This is a genomic window from Kitasatospora sp. NPDC036755 (assembly GCF_040636595.1).
Taxonomy (GTDB): domain Bacteria; phylum Actinomycetota; class Actinomycetes; order Streptomycetales; family Streptomycetaceae; genus Kitasatospora.
In genome coordinates, this window is sequence record NZ_JBEZUT010000204.1 from 1 (window position 1) to 15,570 (window position 15,570).

The window sequence follows — 15,570 nt, forward strand, 5'->3', positions numbered from 1 at the left end:
CCCGCACCCCGCACACCCCGCACCCCGTCCGCCCGCCCCCGCACGCCCCGCCGACACCCCGCGACCGCACGCCCCGGCCCGCCCCGCCGACACCCCGCGACCGGCGACCCTGGGCGCGTGCACCATATCCGCGCTTGCACTTATCACGCGTCTGCAATTATTGTTTGAACACGCAAGGCGCTAGCTCAAGCAATCACAGAAGGGTTCGGGCCCATGCCTCTCGCTCTCATCGCCCTGGCCATCGGCGCATTCGGGATCGGGACCACCGAGTTCGTGATCATGGGACTCCTGCCCCAGATCGCCGGCGACTACGGCGTCTCCATCCCCAACGCGGGCCTGCTGGTCACCGGCTACGCCCTCGGCGTGGTCATCGGCGCCCCGCTGATGACCGTCCTCGGCACCAGGATCAGCCGCAAGACCATGCTCATGCTGCTGATGGGCCTGTTCGTGGCGGGAAACCTGCTCTCCGCGTTCGCCCCGTCCTTCCCCGTGATGCTGGCCGGTCGCATCGTGACCTCGCTCGCCCACGGCGCCTTCTTCGGCATCGGCTCCGTCGTCGCCGCCGACCTCGTCGCCCCGCAGAAGAAGGCCGGCGCCATCGCCACCATGTTCACCGGGCTGACCATCGCCAACATCGTCGGCGTGCCGCTGGGCACCTTCATCGGCCAGGCCGTCGGCTGGCGCGCCACCTTCGCCGGCGTCGCCGCGCTCGGCGTGATCGGCCTGCTCGGCATCGCCCGGCTCGTCCCCGCCATGCCCCGCCCCGAAGGCGCCCACCTGCGCCGCGAGCTGACCGCCTTCCGCAACCCGCAGGTGCTGCTCGCCATGGCGATGACCGTGCTCGGCTTCGGCGGCGTCTTCGCCGCGATCACCTACATCGCCCCGATGATGACCAACGTCGCCGGCTACGCCGACGGCTCCGTCACCTGGCTGCTGGTGCTGTTCGGCATCGGCATGTTCCTCGGCAACCTGCTGGGCGGCCGCTACGCCGACCGCAAGCTGATGCCGATGCTCTACACCACCCTCGGCGGCCTCGCCGTGGTGCTGGCGCTGTTCACCCTCACCGCCCACAACAAGATCCTCGCCGCCGTCACCATCCTGCTGGTCGGAGCCCTCGGCTTCGCCACCGTCCCCCCGCTGCAGAAGCGGGTCCTGGACCAGGCCCACGGCGCCCCCACCCTGGCCTCCGCCGTCAACATCGGCGCCTTCAACCTCGGCAACGCGCTGGCCGCCTGGCTCGGCGGCATGGTGATCGCCGCCGGCCTCGGCTACACCGCCCCGAACTGGGTCGGCGCCGTCCTCGCCGGAGCGGCCCTGCTGCTGGCCTTCTGGTCCGCCGCCCTGGAGCGCCGCGACACCCGTGCGGCCGCCGCCACGGGCGCGGCTCCCCGCCACGCCGCCCTGCGCCACTGACCATCGAACCGACCTGAACCCACCCCACGGAAGAAGCACCACCATGAGCACCACCCCCGCCGCCGCCCCGCTCACCACCGCCGACGCCGAGCTCCTCGTCGACACGGCCCGCACCGCCGCCGAGGCCGCGGGCGTGACGGTCAGCGTCACCGTCCTGGACGCGGGCGGCCACCTGCTCGCCTTCCGCCGCGACGACCGCGCCGTGCTGATCTCCGGCGAGACCAGCACCCGCAAGGCCTACACCGCCCTCCAGCTGAACGCCCCGACCGCCGACCTGGTCGACCTGGTCAAGCCCGACGGACCGTTCCACACCCTGCCCACCGCCCTGGACCGCCCGCTGCTGTTCATCGCCGGCGGCATCCCGGTCCACCGCGACGGCCGGCTGATCGGCGCCATCGGCGTCGGCGGCGGCGCCCCCGAGCAGGACCACTCCTTCGCCACCGCGGCGCTCGACCGCCTCGGCCGCCTCGGCCGGTGAGCACCGCCACCCGCGGCCCGCGGGAGGTCTTCGCCGACCACGGCGAACGCCTCGGCACCGGCGACCTCGACCTGATCAGCGGCAACTACACCGAGGACGCCGTCGCCATCACCCCCGCCGGGACCTTCCACGGCCGGGCCGGCATCCGCCAGGCCATCGGCCGCCTGCTCGCCGACCTGCCCGACGCCCGCTGGCAGCTCACCCCGAGCTTCGCCGGCGAGGTGCTGCTCCTGCGCTGGAGCGCCCGCACCGCCGACCACGAAGTCGCCGACGGCGTCGACACCTTCGTCTTCCGCGACGGCCTCATCAGCGCCCAGACCGTCCACTACACCCTCACCCACCGCACCGCCTGAAGGAGACAGAACATGACCACCCCCAGCGTCCCCACCGTGAAGCTGAACAACGGCGTCGAGATCCCCCAGCTCGGCTTCGGCGTCTTCCAGGTCCCCGACGACGAGACCACCGCCGCCGTCGCCTCCGCCCTGGAAGCCGGCTACCGCAGCATCGACACCGCCGCCATCTACGGCAACGAGACCGGCGTCGGCCGCGCCCTGGCCGCCTCCGGCGTGGCCCGCCGGGACCTGTTCGTCACCACCAAGCTGTGGAACGCCGACCAGGGCTACGACGCCACCCTGCGCGCCTTCGACGCCAGCCTCGCCAAGCTCGGCCTGGACTACGCCGACCTCTACCTGATCCACTGGCCCACCCCGGCCCGCGACCTCTACCTCGACTCCTGGCGCGCCATCGAGCGCCTCGCCGAGGAGGGCCGCATCCGCGCCGCCGGCGTGTCCAACTTCCAGCCCGCCCACCTCCAGCGCCTGCTGAACAACAGCCCGCTGGTGCCGGCCGTCAACCAGGTCGAGCTGCACCCCGGCCTCCAGCAGGCCGAGCTGCGCGCCTTCCACGCCGAGCACGGCATCGCCACCGAGGCCTGGAGCCCGCTCGCCCAGGGCGCCGTCCTGAGCGACCCGGCGATCACCGCGATCGCCGAGCGCACCGGCAAGTCCCCCGCCCAGGTCGTCCTGCGCTGGCACCTTCAGCTCGGCAACATCGTCATCCCCAAGTCGGTCACCCCGGCCCGCATCCGGCAGAACCTCGACGTCTTCGACTTCGAGCTGACCGAGCAGGACATGGCCGCGATCGCCGCCGGCGACCGCGACCTGCGCACCGGCCCGCACCCGGACCAGTTCAACGCGAGCTGACCCGCCCCACCCTCCGTCCCGGGCGGCCGCACCGCCGCCCGGGACGGGTGTTTTTTCGAAGGACCCGCCATGGCACCGCTCCACCCCGCACTCGCCCGACTGGCCCCCGCCGACGGCCGGCTGACCATCGGCCTCGAACTGCCCCTGGACAACGACTGGGGCCAGGACCGCGGCCGGGCCGACCGCGAGGCCGGCCGCCCCTTCGGCGTCCCCGACCTCGCCGAGCACGCCCGCCTCGCCGCCCTCGCCGACCGCCTCGGCTTCGCCGCCCTGTGGGTGCGCGACGTCCCGCTCTACGACCCCGTACGGTTCGGCGACGCCGGCAGCGTCTTCGAGACCTTCACCCACCTCGGCCACCTCGCCGCCCTCACCGAGGACGCCGTCCTCGCCACCGGCGCGATCGTCCTGCCGCTGCGCGAACCGCTGCTCGTCGCCAAGGCCGCCGCCACCGTCGACGCGCTCTCCGGCGGCCGCCTGCTGCTCGGCCTCGCCAGCGGCGACCGCCCCGTGGAGTACCCGCTGTTCGACCGCGACTTCCACGGCCGCGGCGCCGCCTTCCGCACCGGCGTCGAGACCCTGCGCGCCGCCTGGCGCCCCGGCCCGCTGGAACTGCCCGCCCTCGGCCTCGGCGCCGAACAGCAGCTGGAGGTCCTGCCCAAGCCCGTCCACCCCACGGGCATACCGATCGCCGTCGCCGGCGGCGCCCAGCAGAAGCCCGAGTGGATCGCCGAGCACGCCGACGCCTCCCTCAACTACCCGCGCGACCCGAACGCGCTGCGCCTGCGGATGCGCCAGTGGCGCGACCTCGCCGGCGACAAGCCCTACCTGACCCCGATGGTCCTCACCCTCGCCGAGGACCCGGCCACCGCGCCGCGCCCCATCCGGCTCGGCCTCGCCACCGGGCGCACCGCCCTGATCGAGCACCTGGAGCTGATGTCCGAACTCGGCGTCGCCCACGTCTCCTTCAACCTGCGCCCCAACGACCGCCCGGTCGACGAACTGCTCCAGGAGCTCGCCGAGGAGGTCCTGCCCCGCTTCACCGCCCCGGCCCGCCACGGCTGAGCTCCGCACCACCGCCCGCGTCCCGCCCTCCGGGACGCGGGCGGACGCACAAGCGGCGGCACACCGCGAACGACACACCACCGCACGCCAGTTCGGACCGCCGGCCGGGCACGGGCGCACGTCGGCGCCGAGGCCGGACGGCACGCCAGGGGCACCAGGGCCACGGCGAACCGTCAGCCCTCGCCCGCGTCCCGCCCCCGGGACGCGGGCAGCCAGGCAGGCCCTGCGCAGTGGCCTCCGCCGGCCCGCGGGGTGTGATGCCCCGCCCTCGTCCCCCTGGGGGTCAGGGGGTCGGGTGGCGCAGGGCGACGGCGGTGCGGACGGTGGTGGCCTGGTGGGCGGCCTGGTGGGCGACGGGGAGCCAGACGGGGTCGAAGCGCTGCTGGTACTGGGCGCACCAGTCGCGCAGGAAGTGGTCGAGGCGGGCGGCCTCGCGGGCGGCCGGGGCGCCGGCGACGCGGACGGCGCGGCGCAGCAGGGCGGCGGCGCGGACCGGGACGCGGTGGGCCCACAGGTCGATGCCGGTGAGGCGGGCGCGGGTGATCGGGGTGCGCAGGAGGTCCGCTCCGCGCAGTTCCGGGTCCCATTCGTCGGCGAGTTGGTGCAGGGCGGCGAGCGGGGTGCGGGCGGCACGCAGCAGGGGGGTGTCGGGGTTGCGCACGTGGGGCAGGGCGCCGTCGAGGAGTGCAGTGAGGAGGGTGGCGCGGTGGCGCAGGCGGGCGGCGCAGGTGCCCAGGTACCGGCGGACGTCGGCGGCGGGGCGGGTGTCGCCGAGGTGGGCGCTGGTGAAGGCGGGAACTTCGACCAGGACGGTCTCGCCGCCGTGGCGTTGCGGGGCGAACCAGGTGCCGGTCCGGTGGCCGCCGTCCCGGTCGGGGGTGAGCATGCCGGTGGTGGTCTCCTGGTGGTCGATGTGGTGGGGGGCCATGAGGTAGAGGCCGGGGGCGGATTCGTGCAGGTGGAAGGTGTCGAAGGCGCCGGTTTCGACGGGGATGCCGTGGTGGGCGGCGGAGCGGGCGAAGGGGTGGGCGAGGGCGGTGGGGTCGCTGGTGGCCTGGACGAAGGTGCCGCCGACGTCGGTGCTGTGCAGGGAGAACTGGAGGGTGGGGCGCAGTTCGTCGACGAGGTCGAGGAGGGCGCGGCTCTCGGGGAGGTCGGAGTCGATGGCGGGGGCCCATTCGGGCTGGTCCTCGGCGGCGGGGCGGAAGTAGTGGTCGTAGTAGGCGCGCAGGGTGCGGGCGGTGCGGCTGCCGTCGGCGAGGTGGGCGCCGTCGGGGTCGAGGCAGAGCAGGAAGTGCCAGGTGAGGCCGGGGTGCGGGTGGGTGAGGGCGTGGTGGGCGAGGTGGAGGGTGGTGGCGCGGCCGGCGAACTCGTCGGCGTGGGCGCCGGCGACGACGAGCAGGTCGTGCGGGCCGTGGCCGACGGTGAGCAGGGTCAGGGGCCGGCCGGCGCGGGAGGTGCCGATGGTGCGCACCCGGCACAGGTCTGCTCGCCGGGCGGCCAACTGGTGCGCGGTGGTGGTGAGTTCGTCGAGGCTGGGGTAGTGGTCGTGGAGTCGGGCGGCGTCGGCCGCGGGGGTCGTCGTGTCGGTCACCTTCGGCTTCCTCCCCTGGTGGTCGTGGAGTAGTTAGTTGTACCTGTCTCGGGCAGGTGCGGGCCGGGTAGGTGCGGCCCGGGCCCGCCCGGCGCGGGGGCTCGGACGGGCCCAGCAGCCGGGCGGTGTCGTCCCAGTGGTCGGGGCGGCGACGGCGACGACGCCCAGGGCGCGGGTGAAGTCGCCGAGGTCCTGCCAGGCGAGTGAATGTGAGAGTCAGGCCGGCCCTGGTCCGGGCTTCTGCGGCTTCCGGTGCCTTCCGGCACCTGGCCCGAGCAACTTGGGGGCCGGGCCGGTCACCGGGGGCTCCTGGCCTCCGGGGAACAGGAGGCGCTGAGCCTCTGCGCGGTTGGCCGCCACCGCGTGGAACTCCCACATGTGTCCGTTCCACCGTTCGATGGCCCTGGGCGCGTCCGGGTTCAGGTGCGCGCCCCGGGGTCCGTGCTCAGGGGTGATGGGTACGGCGCGAAGTTCTCCGGTCTTCGCGTCACGGCGCTCCGCCCATTCCGACAGCGGCTCGTCGTCCAACCTCGTGTTCCTCACGTTGGGGCCGGTGCCAGGGTACTGGGGGCGGCCCGGGGTGCGCGCGGTGCTCAGACGATGCGGTGTTCCCATCGGAGTTCGGGGTTGTCCCCGATCCAGTACGTGTGAGTCCTCTCGGTGATCCGGAGCTGCACGGCGGTGGTGTCCGGGCTGCCGGCTGCCTGCCAGGCGAGGAGCGCACGCTCGGTGACGTCCCACAGGGCGAGGGGGCCTCCCTGGCGGACGATCCACGTTCCGCCTTCGGCGATGAACTCGGCGAAGGACTCGCGATCCGGGTCGAAGAGATAGAGAAGCTGTGCGCCGTCGTCCGTGGTGGCCCGGACGAACTGAGCGCCGGGGGAAGCCAGCTGGGCGATGAAGGCCGGCATCCACTCGCCGAGGATCGTCGGCGGCACCTCGGCGGGCCGCTCGCTGTCGGGGTAGGCGGTGCGGGCGGACAGATCACCGGCAATCGGCACGGCGGCCTGGGACCGGGCCTGCATGAACGAGGACCGGTCGACGATGCGGCCCTCGGCGGTGCCGTCGCCGTTGACGACGACCTTGGCCAGGCCGGTTCCGTAGCCCCAGGAACCGACCGTCGTGAGGACGATCCCGCCCGGCTCGGTCTGACGAATCCAGGTGTAGGGGATGCGGCTGACGGCGCAGGTGGCGATCACGCGATCGTACGGATGGCCTGCTTGGCTTGCTGAACGCTGGACGACGCGGCCACGATCAGCGCAGCCGGAAGTCCTCGTGCGGGACCGCTCGTTCCCAGACGGCCTCGAAAGCGGAGGTGCAGAGCTTCACGGTCCGCGCATCAGTGGTGACCTCGTCGTCCACGAAGTCGCCGTCGCCGCTGAAGTGATGAACCAGGAGAAGCTCTCCGTCGATCAACCAGAAGTCGTTGCCCGGAAGTGCCAGGCCGGTCGCCTGCCGACGGGGAAGCCACCTGACCTGCTCACCGGAGGCGACGTTCCGGAACGTGATCTCGTGCTCGAACCGGATGTACTCGCTCACCGGTTCCGAGACGACCCGCGCGCGCAGCACCTCGACGCCGCGGCTCGTGGTCTCCTCGATGAGCTGCAACCAGGGGCTCCACCATGACGGGCGGTCGGCAGGGTCGTCGCGCTGTCCGCTGAGCCAGCGGAGGAACAGCGGGTCGTCCCGCATGTATCCGTCGCGCATCTCCAGATGGAGAGCCGAGCGGGTACAGGTCCGCAGCAGCTCCTCAAGCGATGGGACCGCCGCCACCGTTCACCTCCGGGAAGAACTGCATCATGCGCCTGGGGAATTCGATCACCGTCTCGTTCCCGGGGATGTCCATCTGTGCGAGACGTTCCGAGTCGAGCACCTTCCAGCCCTGGAGGACGTAGTTGCCCGTCGCGTCGTCGAAGTAGACCGTCGGGGACTTGCCTTCGGGGCTGTTGGGGTCCTGTCCGAGCTTGTGCAGTGCCATGGTGGCCTCCTGGCAGGTCGGAGTCGATCGCCTTGAACGATCTTGCCGCACAAGTCGCCGCTCGCACCATGGACTTGCTCGAACTTGCTCGCTCCGGCCCGGCAGGCGCGGACCGGGGAGGTACGGGTCGGGCCCGCCCGGCGTGGTGGCGCGGGCGGGCCCGGTGGGGCGGCGGGGGTCAGCCGGTGACGGGGCGGGTGTCGAGGCGGATGTGGTCGACGGCCCAGTACCAGTTGTTGCCGGCGTCGTACATGCGGAACTTGAGGGTGACGGTGCGGGCTCCGGCGGGGACGGCGAAGCTGCGGGTGATGCCGGTGTTCTGGGCGTCCTTGCCGGCGTTGTCGGTGCCGGTGGCGTCGGGGCCGTAGGTGAGCAGGCGGGTCTCGGTGCCGCTGTCGAAGACGGCGGTGACGGTGGCCTTCTGCGGGGCTTCCTGGCGGTAGTGGGAGTCGAAGGCGAGGTGGAGGGTGTCGGTGCCGGCCGGGACGGTGACGGCGGGTGAGACCAGGGTGGAGTCGAAGACGCCCTTGCGGGAGGGCGAGCCGGTGTCGTCCCAGTCGTCGGGGTCGGCGACGGCGACGACGCCGAGGGCGCGGGTGAAGTTGCCGCGGTCCTGGGCGCCGAGGGCGGCCCATTCGCGCTTGGTGTGGAAGGTCCAGCCCTGGAGGCGGGTGGTGCCCTGGGGCATGGCGGGGGCGTTGACGACCGTCCAGCCCTTGGGGGCCTGGGCGGTCCAGCCGAGCAGGCCGGATTCGGGCTTGAGGGTGTCGGCGAGGGATTCGAAGTCCTCGTCGAGGAGGTGGCCGGTCATCAGCGGGGCGGGGCGGGCGGCGAGTTCGCCGTCGGCGACGGCGTAGCGGCCGTCGGCCTGGGCGCGGGCGGTGACGAGCAGGCGGTGGGTGGCGGTGGCGGGCAGCCTGGCGGGCGGGGTGACCTGCCAGACGGCGGTGGCCCTGGCGCCGGCGGCGAGCTTGTCGGGGGCGGCGGTGACGGCGGTCGCGCTCCAGCCGGGCGGCAGCAGGGGCTGGGCTTCCAGGCGGGTGAGGGCGGTGGTGGCGGTGAGGGTGGCGGTGATCGTGGCGGGGCGGCCGGGCAGCAGGACGGGTTCGTCGATGGTGGTGGAGGCGGCGCCGAGGGCGAGGTCGACGGTGAGCGGGTCGGCCAGGCCGAGGGCGGGGTCGGTGACGGTGCGGTCGTCCCAGGGGAAGCGCCCGGCGATGCGGCGGCGGAAGCCGAGGTCGTCCTGGACGCCGACGGCGACGTCGTACCAGCCTTCGGGGCCGACCTTGAGGTTGACGGTGCGGTCGTCGCCGGCGGCCACCCGGACCTCGCGCAGGCCGTCGCCGTAGGCGAGGTCGCCGACCAGGAAGGTCCGGGCGGTGCGGGAGCGGTTGATGACGTCGACCTCCAGCACCTTGCCGCCGCCCTCCTCGGAGAGCGAGATCTCGTACGCGGAGTTCGTGTCGCCGCGCAGGTGCCACAGGGCGCCGTCGGGGCCGTGGACGCGCAGGTCGTAGCCGGCGGGGCCGACCTTCCAGACGTCGGACAGGCGGCTCCTGGCGGCGACGGTGTAGTGCCTGGGGGCCTCGCCGGGGGCGGGGTAGACGGCGAGGACGGCGCCCTGGCGGCCCTGGTTGACGAAGTCGAGGGTGAGTTCGTCGCCCTTGAGGCGGGGCTTGACCAGCAGGTTGTAGGGGGCGGGGCGGGAGGAGCGGGTGCCGCGCTGCTGCTGGGGGAAGGTCTGGGGGCTGGGCACGGTGGGGGCGGGGAGCTTGCCGGTGTCGACGACCTTCTGGCGGTTGCCGCTGGTGTCGGGCAGTTGCGGCCAGGCGGGGTTGCGGCCGGAGAAGTCGAAGACGTTCGTCAGGTCGCCGCAGACGGCGCGCCGCCAGGGGCTGATGTTGGGTTCCTGGACGCCGAAGCGCTGTTCCAGGAAGCGCAGGACGGAGGTGTGGTCGTAGACGGTGGAGTCGACGACGCCGCCGCGGGTCCAGGGCGAGACGACGACCATCGGCACCCGTACGCCCAGGCCCATCGGGTAGGGGCCGGAGACGAGGGTCTCGCCGGCGGGCAGGGTGTCGGACCAGGTGAGGGCGCCGTCGGCGGCCCTGACCCGGTACCTGCCGTCCTGGCCGACCACCCGGTGGTAGGTGGAGGAGCCCTTGGAGACGCGGACGACGACCTCGCCGTCGACGGGGACGTTGGACTTGCCGCGGCCGTCGGCCAGCGGCGGGACGGGCGGCAGGTGGTGGTCGAAGAAGCCGCCGTGCTCGTCGTAGTTGAGGATGAAGACGGTCTTCTGGAAGACCTCGGGCTTGGCGGCGAGCGCGGACAGCAGCCGGGAGGTGAGGTGTTCGCCGTTCGGCGGCGCGTAGTTGGCGTGCTCGGACAGGGCGGCGGGGGCGACGATCCAGGAGACCTGCGGGAGGCGGTCGGCCTGGACGTCGGCGGTGAAGGCCTCGACCAGGGCGTCGCCCATGGCGAAGGGGTCGTTCTTCTTGGCCGGGTCGCCGACGGCGCGCATGCCGCGCTCGTACAGCGGCTCGCCGGGCTTGGCCTTGACGAAGGGGGCGAACCAGGCGAGGGCGTTGTCGTCGAAGTTGTCGATGGCCTGGTAGGTCCTCCAGCTGACGCCGGCCTTCTCCAGGCGCTCGGCGTAGGTGGTCCACTCGTAGCCGCCGGGGATCTCGGTGTTGTCGGTCACCGGGGTGTCCCGCACGGTGCCGCCGCTGGTGCCGGTCATCAGGTGGTCGCGGTTGGTGTTGGTGTTGCACTGCACGGAGGCGTAGTAGGCGTCGCAGACCGTGAACACCGAGGCGAGGGCGTGGTAGAAGGGCATGTCGGCGGACTCGTAGTAGCCCTGGCCGAGCCAGCCGGAGGAGCGGCGGGTGACGGAGCCGTCGGCGCGGCCGTCGTTCCAGGCGTTCATGGAGTCGCCGTAGCCGAAGGACGGCGCGCCCTGCTGGTAGGCGCTGGTGTGGGCGGCGTTCATCGCGAAGGGCAGCAGGTAGCCCTCCTTGCGGCCGGGGTCGGGCTGGTGGAACACCGAGCGGCCGTCGACGCCGCGCACGGCGGTGCGGTCGCCGAAGCCGCGCACGCCCGCCAGGGTGCCGAAGTAGTGGTCGAAGGCGCGGTTCTCCTGCATGAACACCACGACGTGCTGGATGTCCGCCAGCCGTCCGGGCCGGGCCGGTGCGGCGAGCGCCTGCTGGACGCTGATCGGGAGGGCGGACAGCACCGCGGCCGCCGCCGCTCCGCCGAGGACGCTGCGGCGCGACAGTTCGGGCTTGGGACTCATGGGGGTGGGGCTCCTCGCTGACGGACCGCGGGTGTTCGCTACCGGGCTTCGGTACGGGGGGCCGGCCGCGCGGTTCGGACCGGACCCGTTATGTGTACGAGACCGAGGTGGACGCGGCCGTCGTGTCCGATGACGGTCCGGTGGCCGACAATTGACTCCGAGCTGTACAGACAACTTGACGCCAGTTGATCAAGCAGTCGACGCGTCGGCAGCGCCGGACCGGCCGTCAGGAACCCCACCCGTCACCCGGATGCCGCGACCGGGGTGTCGCACCCGCGCACCCCGGGCAGACGCGCGGCGTGAATCCCATCGAACGGGGCCTGCGGGCCGTGGACCGCTTCCAGCAGCGCCACCGGGCCCCCGGCCTGGTGATCGGCGTCGTGCGCAAGTACGGGGACGACCGGGGCGGGCTGCTGTCCGCCCTGATCACCTACTACGGCTTCGTCGCCCTGATCCCGCTGCTGCTCCTGCTCAGCACCGCCCTCGGCTTCGTCCTGCACGGCCACCCCGGGGCGCAGCGCGCGGTGCTCGACTCCGCGCTCGCGGACTTCCCGATCATCGGCGACCAGCTGCGCCAGAACGTCCACTCGCTGCGGGGCAGTGGCCTGGCGCTGCTGATCGGCGTGCTCGGGCTGCTGTACGGCGCGCTGGGCATCGCGCAGGTGCTGCAGCACGCCATGGCCGAGGTCTGGAACGTGCCGGGCGTGCAGCGGCCCGGCTACTGGCCGCGGCTGGCGCGCTGCGGGCTGCTGTTCGTGGTGCTGGGCGTCGGGCTGGCGCTGGCCACCGCCGCCGCCTCGCTGGTCGCCGGCGCGCTGGCCGGGCCGGCCGCCCGGGTCGGGGGCCTGGTCGTCTCGGCGCTGGTGAACACGGCCCTGTGCCTGGCGTGCTTCCGGGTGCTCACCCCGCGCGAGGTGCCGCTGCGGCTGCTGTGGCCGGGCTGCGTGCTGGCCGGGCCGCTGTTCACGGCCCTGCAGGCGGGCGGGTCGCTGCTGGTCGCCCACGCGCTGCGGCACGCGAGCCAGGTCTACGGGTTCTTCGCGACGGTGATCGGGCTGCTGTCCTGGCTCTACCTGGCGGCGCAGGTCACCGTGTACGCGGCCGAGACCAACGTGGTGCTGGCCCGGCGGCTGTGGCCGCGCAGCCTGCTGCAGCCGCCGCTGACGGAGGCGGACGTGGCGGTGCTGTCCTCGGTCGCCCGGCAGGAGGAGCGCCGGCCCGAGCAGCGGGTCGACGTCTCCTTCCACGGGGAGCCGTCACCGGCCGGGGAGCCCGGGGAGCCCGGGGAGCCCGGGGAGCCCGGGGAGCCGGACGGGCCGAAGGAGGAGCGCGGGAAGGACGGGGGCGGGGAGGGCGGCCGGTGACGGCCCCCGGTCACCTGCCCGGCGCGCGTGGCGCGGGCGGCGCGGGTGGCGCGGGCTGCTGGTCGGTGACGGCCCCGGTGTCCGGGAACGCCCCGGTGTCCGGGTGCGAGCCGGGGGCCGGGGCCACGGGCAGCCGGGGCAGGGCGTACGGGTGGTGGTCGCGCAGGTAGCCGATGAGGTGCTCGCGCAGCTGGCAGCGGAGCTCGAAGGCGTCGGCGCCGTCCGCCGCCGTGGCCAGCACCCGGACCACGATGGTGGTGGGGGTGGTGTCGACCACCTGGAGGGCGCTGCCCTCGCCGTCCCACAGCCGGTTCCCGGCGAGGAAGGCGTCGAACTCCTTGCGCAGCTCGGCGACCGGGGCGTGGTGGTCGAGGTGGAGCAGCGCGGTGCCGGTGATCCGGCTGGAGCGGCGGGACCAGTTCTCGAACGGGCGGCCGACGAAGTACGACATGGGCATCACCAGGCGCCGCTGGTCCCAGGTCGCGATCACCACGGCGGTCAGGGTGATCTCCTCGACGGTGCCCCACTCGCCGCCGACCACGACCACGTCCCCGATCCGGGCGAGGTCGCCGAAGGCCATCTGGACGCCGGCGAAGACGTTGGCCAGGGTGCTCTGGGCCGCCACGCCCGCCACCACGCCGACCAGCCCGGCGGAGGCGAGCAGGCTGGTGCCGACGCCGCGCACGGCCGGGAAGGTCATCAGGACCGCGCCCAGCGTCACCACGGCGACGACCGCCTGGACGATCCGGCCGAGCAGGTCGGCCTGGGTGCGGGCGCGCCCGGCCCAGGCCGGGTCGCGTCGGTGCACGGCGAGCCGCAGGGTGCTGTCCACGACCAGCGCCACCACCCGGGCGCACAGCCAGCCGCCGGCGGCGATGGCGAGGATCACCGCCAGGTGGCGCAGCCCGTCGCGGGCGTCCGGCGGCGCGGCGATCCAGGGCAGGGCCGCGAGCAGGAGCAGGCAGGCCGTCAGCGCCAGCAGCGGGAGCCGGCAGCGGCGCACCAGCAGGGGTATGCCGGCGGTGCCCGCGCGGGCGGCCAGGCGCCGTACCGCGAACTGCGCGATCCGGTCCAGGCCGTACGCGAAGAGCACCGCCCCGGCGCTCGCGAGTGCCAGGCGTAGCAGGCTCCACCACATCTGTCGGTCTTCCCTTCTCCCGGGTGCGGCCGGCGGGCGCCCGGGTACGGCGACGCCCGCCGGCAGCTCGTTTTTCCCGGTGGGGCGCGGCCATTCCTGTCGGCGGCGGCCGGACGGCGGCCGGTGCCGGAGTGCCGCGCCGGCGGGCCGTCCGGCGGCCGGGCGGCATGGATGCGGCGGGGCGGGGCAGCCGGTCATCGCGCGTCCGCGCCGGGCCGGCACCTCGCCGGCCCGTACCAGGGAAGGGAGATGCGCATGAGCGGGAACACCGGCATCTGGGAGTTCCGTGACGCCAGCGGCCACCGCGCCGGCACCGACCTCATCGGGTTCCACGTGGAGGCGGAGGACGGCCCCATCGGCAAGGTCGACAAGCTGTCCGAGGAGGTGGGGGCGCAGTACCTGGTCGTCGACACCGGCCCCTGGATCTTCGGGAAGCGGGTGCTGCTGCCGGCCGGCACCGTCTCCCGCGTGGAGATCGCGGAGCGGAAGGTGTACGTGGACCGGAGCAGGGAGGAGATCAAGGCCGGCCCCGACCTCGACCGCGACGTGCTGGAGGTGGAGCCCGGGTTCCAGGACCGGTACGCGCTCTACTACGGCCCGTTCTACAGCGGCCGCATCCTCTGAGCGACCGGCCGCCGGCCGCCGTCCCGCCCGGGGCGGCGGCCGGCCGGCGTGTGGGGCCGGCGTGTGGGGCCGGCGCGGGCCCCGGGACGGCCGCCGGTCAGCCGCGGGACAGCCGGTGGGCGTCGAACTCGGCCCAGATCGTCTTGCCCTGGCCGTGCGGTTCGGCGCCCCAGCGGTCGGCGGTGCGCTGCACGATGAACAGGCCGTGGCCGCCGGGCAGGGTCGGCTCGTGCGGCAGGCGCAGCGCGGGCATCGCCTGGCTGCGGTCGCTGACCTCCACCCGCAGGCGCTGCCCGGTGGCGTCCAGGACGAGTTCCAGCGGTCCGTCGCCGTGCAGCATGGCGTTGGCCACCAGTTCGGCCACCAGCAGCACGACGTCCGCGCCGACGCCCTCGTGGGCACCGGGCGCCGCGGCGGGCGGGTACCAGTCGCCGACGGCCTCGGTGGTGAAGGCCCGGGCCCGGGCGACCGGCTTGGGGATCCCGGCCAGGGGCAGCCGTCTGCGCTGGCCGCCGGGCGGCAGGGCCGGCCCGGCGCGGTGCGGGTCTCCGTCCAGGGTTCCCCGGCTCATCGTCATGTGAGGGCACCCTTTCGGATCGACGGCGGTTCGCATGGTCGGTTTCCCGGCGCTCCCGGGATTATGCCTTCCCCGGCGCCCGGTGCGCGGCTCGCCCGCGATACGCGCCCGGACACGCGCCCCGGCGCGCACCCGCGGGGCCGCGCCCGCGGGGCGGGGCGGCTCAGGCCGCCAGGGCCTCCTCGGCCGAGGCGTGGATGGAGAACACCGCGTGGGTGCCGGTCAGTTCGAGGACCCGCATCACCGTGGGCGGCACCGCGGCCAGGCGCAGTTCCACGCCCTCCTCCCCCGCCGCGAGGCGGGTCTTGAGCAGGAGGTTCAGCCCGGAGGAGTCGCAGAAGCCCACCCCGGCGAGGTCGATCACCACCGCGCCGGGCCGCTGCGCGACCAGGGCGGTGAGCGTGTCGGCCGCGGGGGCGAGGGTCTCGATGTCGAGGTCGCCCGCCAGGGCGCAGACCACCGCGCCGCGGGCCGCGGGGCGGGTGCGCACCGCCAGCTCCGCTCGGTACGGGGAGGCCGCCGCTACGAGGTCCCGCTGGTCGTTGTCGGATGGCATCATCGTCGTCCCCTCCATGTCCGTGCCCTCCGACCTTACGTAGACACCGTCCCGCGGCCAAGCGGCGGGGTCGCCCCCCGGCCCCTCAGTCCTCCTCCAGGCCCTCGCGCAGGCGCCGCAGGGTGCGGGAGAGCAGGCGGGAGACGTGCATCTGGGACAGCCCCAGGCGGGCGCCGATCTGCGACTGGGTGAGGTCCTCGCAGAAGCGCATCGACAGGATCAGCCGCTCGCGCTCCGGCAGCGCGCCGACCAGCGGCTTGAGCGCGACCAGGTCCTCCACCCGGGC

At 74.0% G+C, this 15,570-nt stretch carries 16 protein-coding genes and 1 pseudogene; 7 read left to right on the forward strand and 10 right to left on the reverse strand.

The genetic code is table 11. The features are described from left to right. Positions 1–213 precede the first annotated feature (213 nt). The 5 genes from AB0E96_RS26635 to AB0E96_RS26655 all read left to right on the forward strand — a co-directional run bounded on the left by AB0E96_RS26635 (position 214) and on the right by AB0E96_RS26655 (position 4,155). Positions 214–1,413, forward strand: coding sequence for an MFS transporter (locus AB0E96_RS26635; protein ID WP_359827950.1), 1,200 nt, complete (start codon positions 214–216; stop codon positions 1,411–1,413). A 43-nt stretch (positions 1,414–1,456) separates the two neighbouring features. After that, positions 1,457–1,891: a heme-binding protein gene (locus AB0E96_RS26640; protein ID WP_359827952.1), complete on the forward strand. Its 435-nt coding sequence runs from the start codon at positions 1,457–1,459 to the stop codon at positions 1,889–1,891. Further along, a complete protein-coding gene (locus AB0E96_RS26645; protein ID WP_359827954.1) occupies positions 1,888–2,244 on the forward strand; it encodes a nuclear transport factor 2 family protein in 357 nt (118 codons plus the stop codon). Before AB0E96_RS26640 ends, AB0E96_RS26645 begins: the two co-directional genes overlap by 4 nt. A 12-nt stretch (positions 2,245–2,256) precedes the next feature. Further along, positions 2,257–3,093 (forward strand): aldo/keto reductase, encoded by an 837-nt coding sequence (locus AB0E96_RS26650; protein WP_359827956.1) that lies wholly within the window; start codon positions 2,257–2,259, stop codon positions 3,091–3,093. Positions 3,094–3,162: 69 nt separating this feature from the next. After that, positions 3,163–4,155 (forward strand): TIGR03571 family LLM class oxidoreductase, encoded by a 993-nt coding sequence (locus tag AB0E96_RS26655; RefSeq protein WP_359827958.1) that lies wholly within the window; start codon positions 3,163–3,165, stop codon positions 4,153–4,155. Between the two features lie 283 nt (positions 4,156–4,438). Here AB0E96_RS26655 and AB0E96_RS26660 read toward each other — a convergent pair whose 3' ends face one another. The 6 genes and pseudogenes from AB0E96_RS26660 to AB0E96_RS26685 form a co-directional block, all read right to left on the reverse strand. Beyond that, a complete protein-coding gene (locus AB0E96_RS26660) occupies positions 4,439–5,749 on the reverse strand; it encodes a M14 family zinc carboxypeptidase (protein ID WP_359827960.1) in 1,311 nt (436 codons plus the stop codon). Between the two features lie 216 nt (positions 5,750–5,965). Continuing rightward, the gene (locus AB0E96_RS26665) at positions 5,966–6,364 is read right to left on the reverse strand and encodes a DUF6087 family protein (protein WP_359827962.1); all 399 of its coding nucleotides are present in this window, start codon (positions 6,362–6,364) and stop codon (positions 5,966–5,968) included. Beyond that, a pseudogene (locus tag AB0E96_RS26670) lies at positions 6,343–6,960 on the reverse strand (methyltransferase); the annotation flags it as partial. The pseudogene AB0E96_RS26670 and the gene AB0E96_RS26665, both read right to left, overlap by 22 nt. A gap of 43 nt (positions 6,961–7,003) precedes the next feature. Further along, on the reverse strand, positions 7,004–7,456 hold the full coding sequence (locus AB0E96_RS26675) for a DUF6879 family protein (RefSeq protein WP_359827963.1): 453 nt from the start codon (positions 7,454–7,456) through the stop codon (positions 7,004–7,006). 43 nt (positions 7,457–7,499) lie between these two features. Next, complete coding sequence (locus tag AB0E96_RS26680; RefSeq protein WP_355264471.1) at positions 7,500–7,727, reverse strand: hypothetical protein; 228 nt, start codon at positions 7,725–7,727, stop codon at positions 7,500–7,502. A 178-nt stretch (positions 7,728–7,905) separates the two neighbouring features. Then, positions 7,906–11,025 (reverse strand): phosphocholine-specific phospholipase C, encoded by a 3,120-nt coding sequence (locus AB0E96_RS26685; RefSeq protein WP_359827965.1) that lies wholly within the window; start codon positions 11,023–11,025, stop codon positions 7,906–7,908. A gap of 299 nt (positions 11,026–11,324) precedes the next feature. On the opposite strand from AB0E96_RS26685, the gene AB0E96_RS26690 reads away from it, so the two are divergent. After that, positions 11,325–12,389, forward strand: coding sequence for a YihY/virulence factor BrkB family protein (locus AB0E96_RS26690; protein WP_359827967.1), 1,065 nt, complete (start codon positions 11,325–11,327; stop codon positions 12,387–12,389). 10 nt (positions 12,390–12,399) lie between these two features. On the opposite strand, the gene AB0E96_RS26695 is transcribed toward AB0E96_RS26690, so the two are convergent. Beyond that, positions 12,400–13,527, reverse strand: a complete 1,128-nt coding sequence (locus tag AB0E96_RS26695; protein WP_359827968.1) for a mechanosensitive ion channel domain-containing protein — start codon at positions 13,525–13,527, stop codon at positions 12,400–12,402. 255 nt (positions 13,528–13,782) lie between these two features. On the opposite strand from AB0E96_RS26695, the gene AB0E96_RS26700 reads away from it, so the two are divergent. Next, positions 13,783–14,151 carry a PRC-barrel domain-containing protein gene (locus AB0E96_RS26700; RefSeq protein WP_359827970.1) on the forward strand — a complete coding sequence of 123 codons (369 nt, stop codon included), beginning with the start codon at positions 13,783–13,785 and terminating at the stop codon, positions 14,149–14,151. Positions 14,152–14,248: 97 nt separating this feature from the next. Here AB0E96_RS26700 and AB0E96_RS26705 read toward each other — a convergent pair whose 3' ends face one another. The 3 genes from AB0E96_RS26705 to AB0E96_RS26715 form a co-directional block, all read right to left on the reverse strand. Further along, on the reverse strand, positions 14,249–14,728 hold the full coding sequence (locus AB0E96_RS26705; RefSeq protein ID WP_359827972.1) for an ATP-binding protein: 480 nt from the start codon (positions 14,726–14,728) through the stop codon (positions 14,249–14,251). Positions 14,729–14,891: 163 nt separating this feature from the next. After that, positions 14,892–15,287 (reverse strand): STAS domain-containing protein, encoded by a 396-nt coding sequence (locus tag AB0E96_RS26710; protein ID WP_359827973.1) that lies wholly within the window; start codon positions 15,285–15,287, stop codon positions 14,892–14,894. Between the two features lie 82 nt (positions 15,288–15,369). Further along, a partial coding sequence (locus AB0E96_RS26715) for a sigma-70 family RNA polymerase sigma factor (protein ID WP_359827975.1) occupies positions 15,370–15,570 on the reverse strand: 201 nt, incomplete at its 5' end.

Bases quoted from the DNA above. Each gene is read 5' to 3' on its own strand.
- AB0E96_RS26685 (WP_359827965.1), bottom strand. From the start codon at position 11,025: ATGAGTCCCAAGCCCGAACTGTCGCGCCGCAGCGTCCTCGGCGGAGCG.
- AB0E96_RS26675 (WP_359827963.1), bottom strand. From the start codon at position 7,456: ATGCGCGACGGATACATGCGGGACGACCCGCTGTTCCTCCGCTGGCTC.
- AB0E96_RS26700 (WP_359827970.1), top strand. From the start codon at position 13,783: ATGAGCGGGAACACCGGCATCTGGGAGTTCCGTGACGCCAGCGGCCAC.
- AB0E96_RS26650 (WP_359827956.1), top strand. From the start codon at position 2,257: ATGACCACCCCCAGCGTCCCCACCGTGAAGCTGAACAACGGCGTCGAG.
- AB0E96_RS26695 (WP_359827968.1), bottom strand. From the start codon at position 13,527: ATGTGGTGGAGCCTGCTACGCCTGGCACTCGCGAGCGCCGGGGCGGTG.
- AB0E96_RS26655 (WP_359827958.1), top strand. From the start codon at position 3,163: ATGGCACCGCTCCACCCCGCACTCGCCCGACTGGCCCCCGCCGACGGC.
- AB0E96_RS26680 (WP_355264471.1), bottom strand. From the start codon at position 7,727: ATGGCACTGCACAAGCTCGGACAGGACCCCAACAGCCCCGAAGGCAAG.
- AB0E96_RS26665 (WP_359827962.1), bottom strand. From the start codon at position 6,364: ATGGGAACACCGCATCGTCTGAGCACCGCGCGCACCCCGGGCCGCCCC.
- AB0E96_RS26635 (WP_359827950.1), top strand. From the start codon at position 214: ATGCCTCTCGCTCTCATCGCCCTGGCCATCGGCGCATTCGGGATCGGG.
- AB0E96_RS26705 (WP_359827972.1), bottom strand. From the start codon at position 14,728: ATGACGATGAGCCGGGGAACCCTGGACGGAGACCCGCACCGCGCCGGG.
- AB0E96_RS26710 (WP_359827973.1), bottom strand. From the start codon at position 15,287: ATGATGCCATCCGACAACGACCAGCGGGACCTCGTAGCGGCGGCCTCC.
- AB0E96_RS26640 (WP_359827952.1), top strand. From the start codon at position 1,457: ATGAGCACCACCCCCGCCGCCGCCCCGCTCACCACCGCCGACGCCGAG.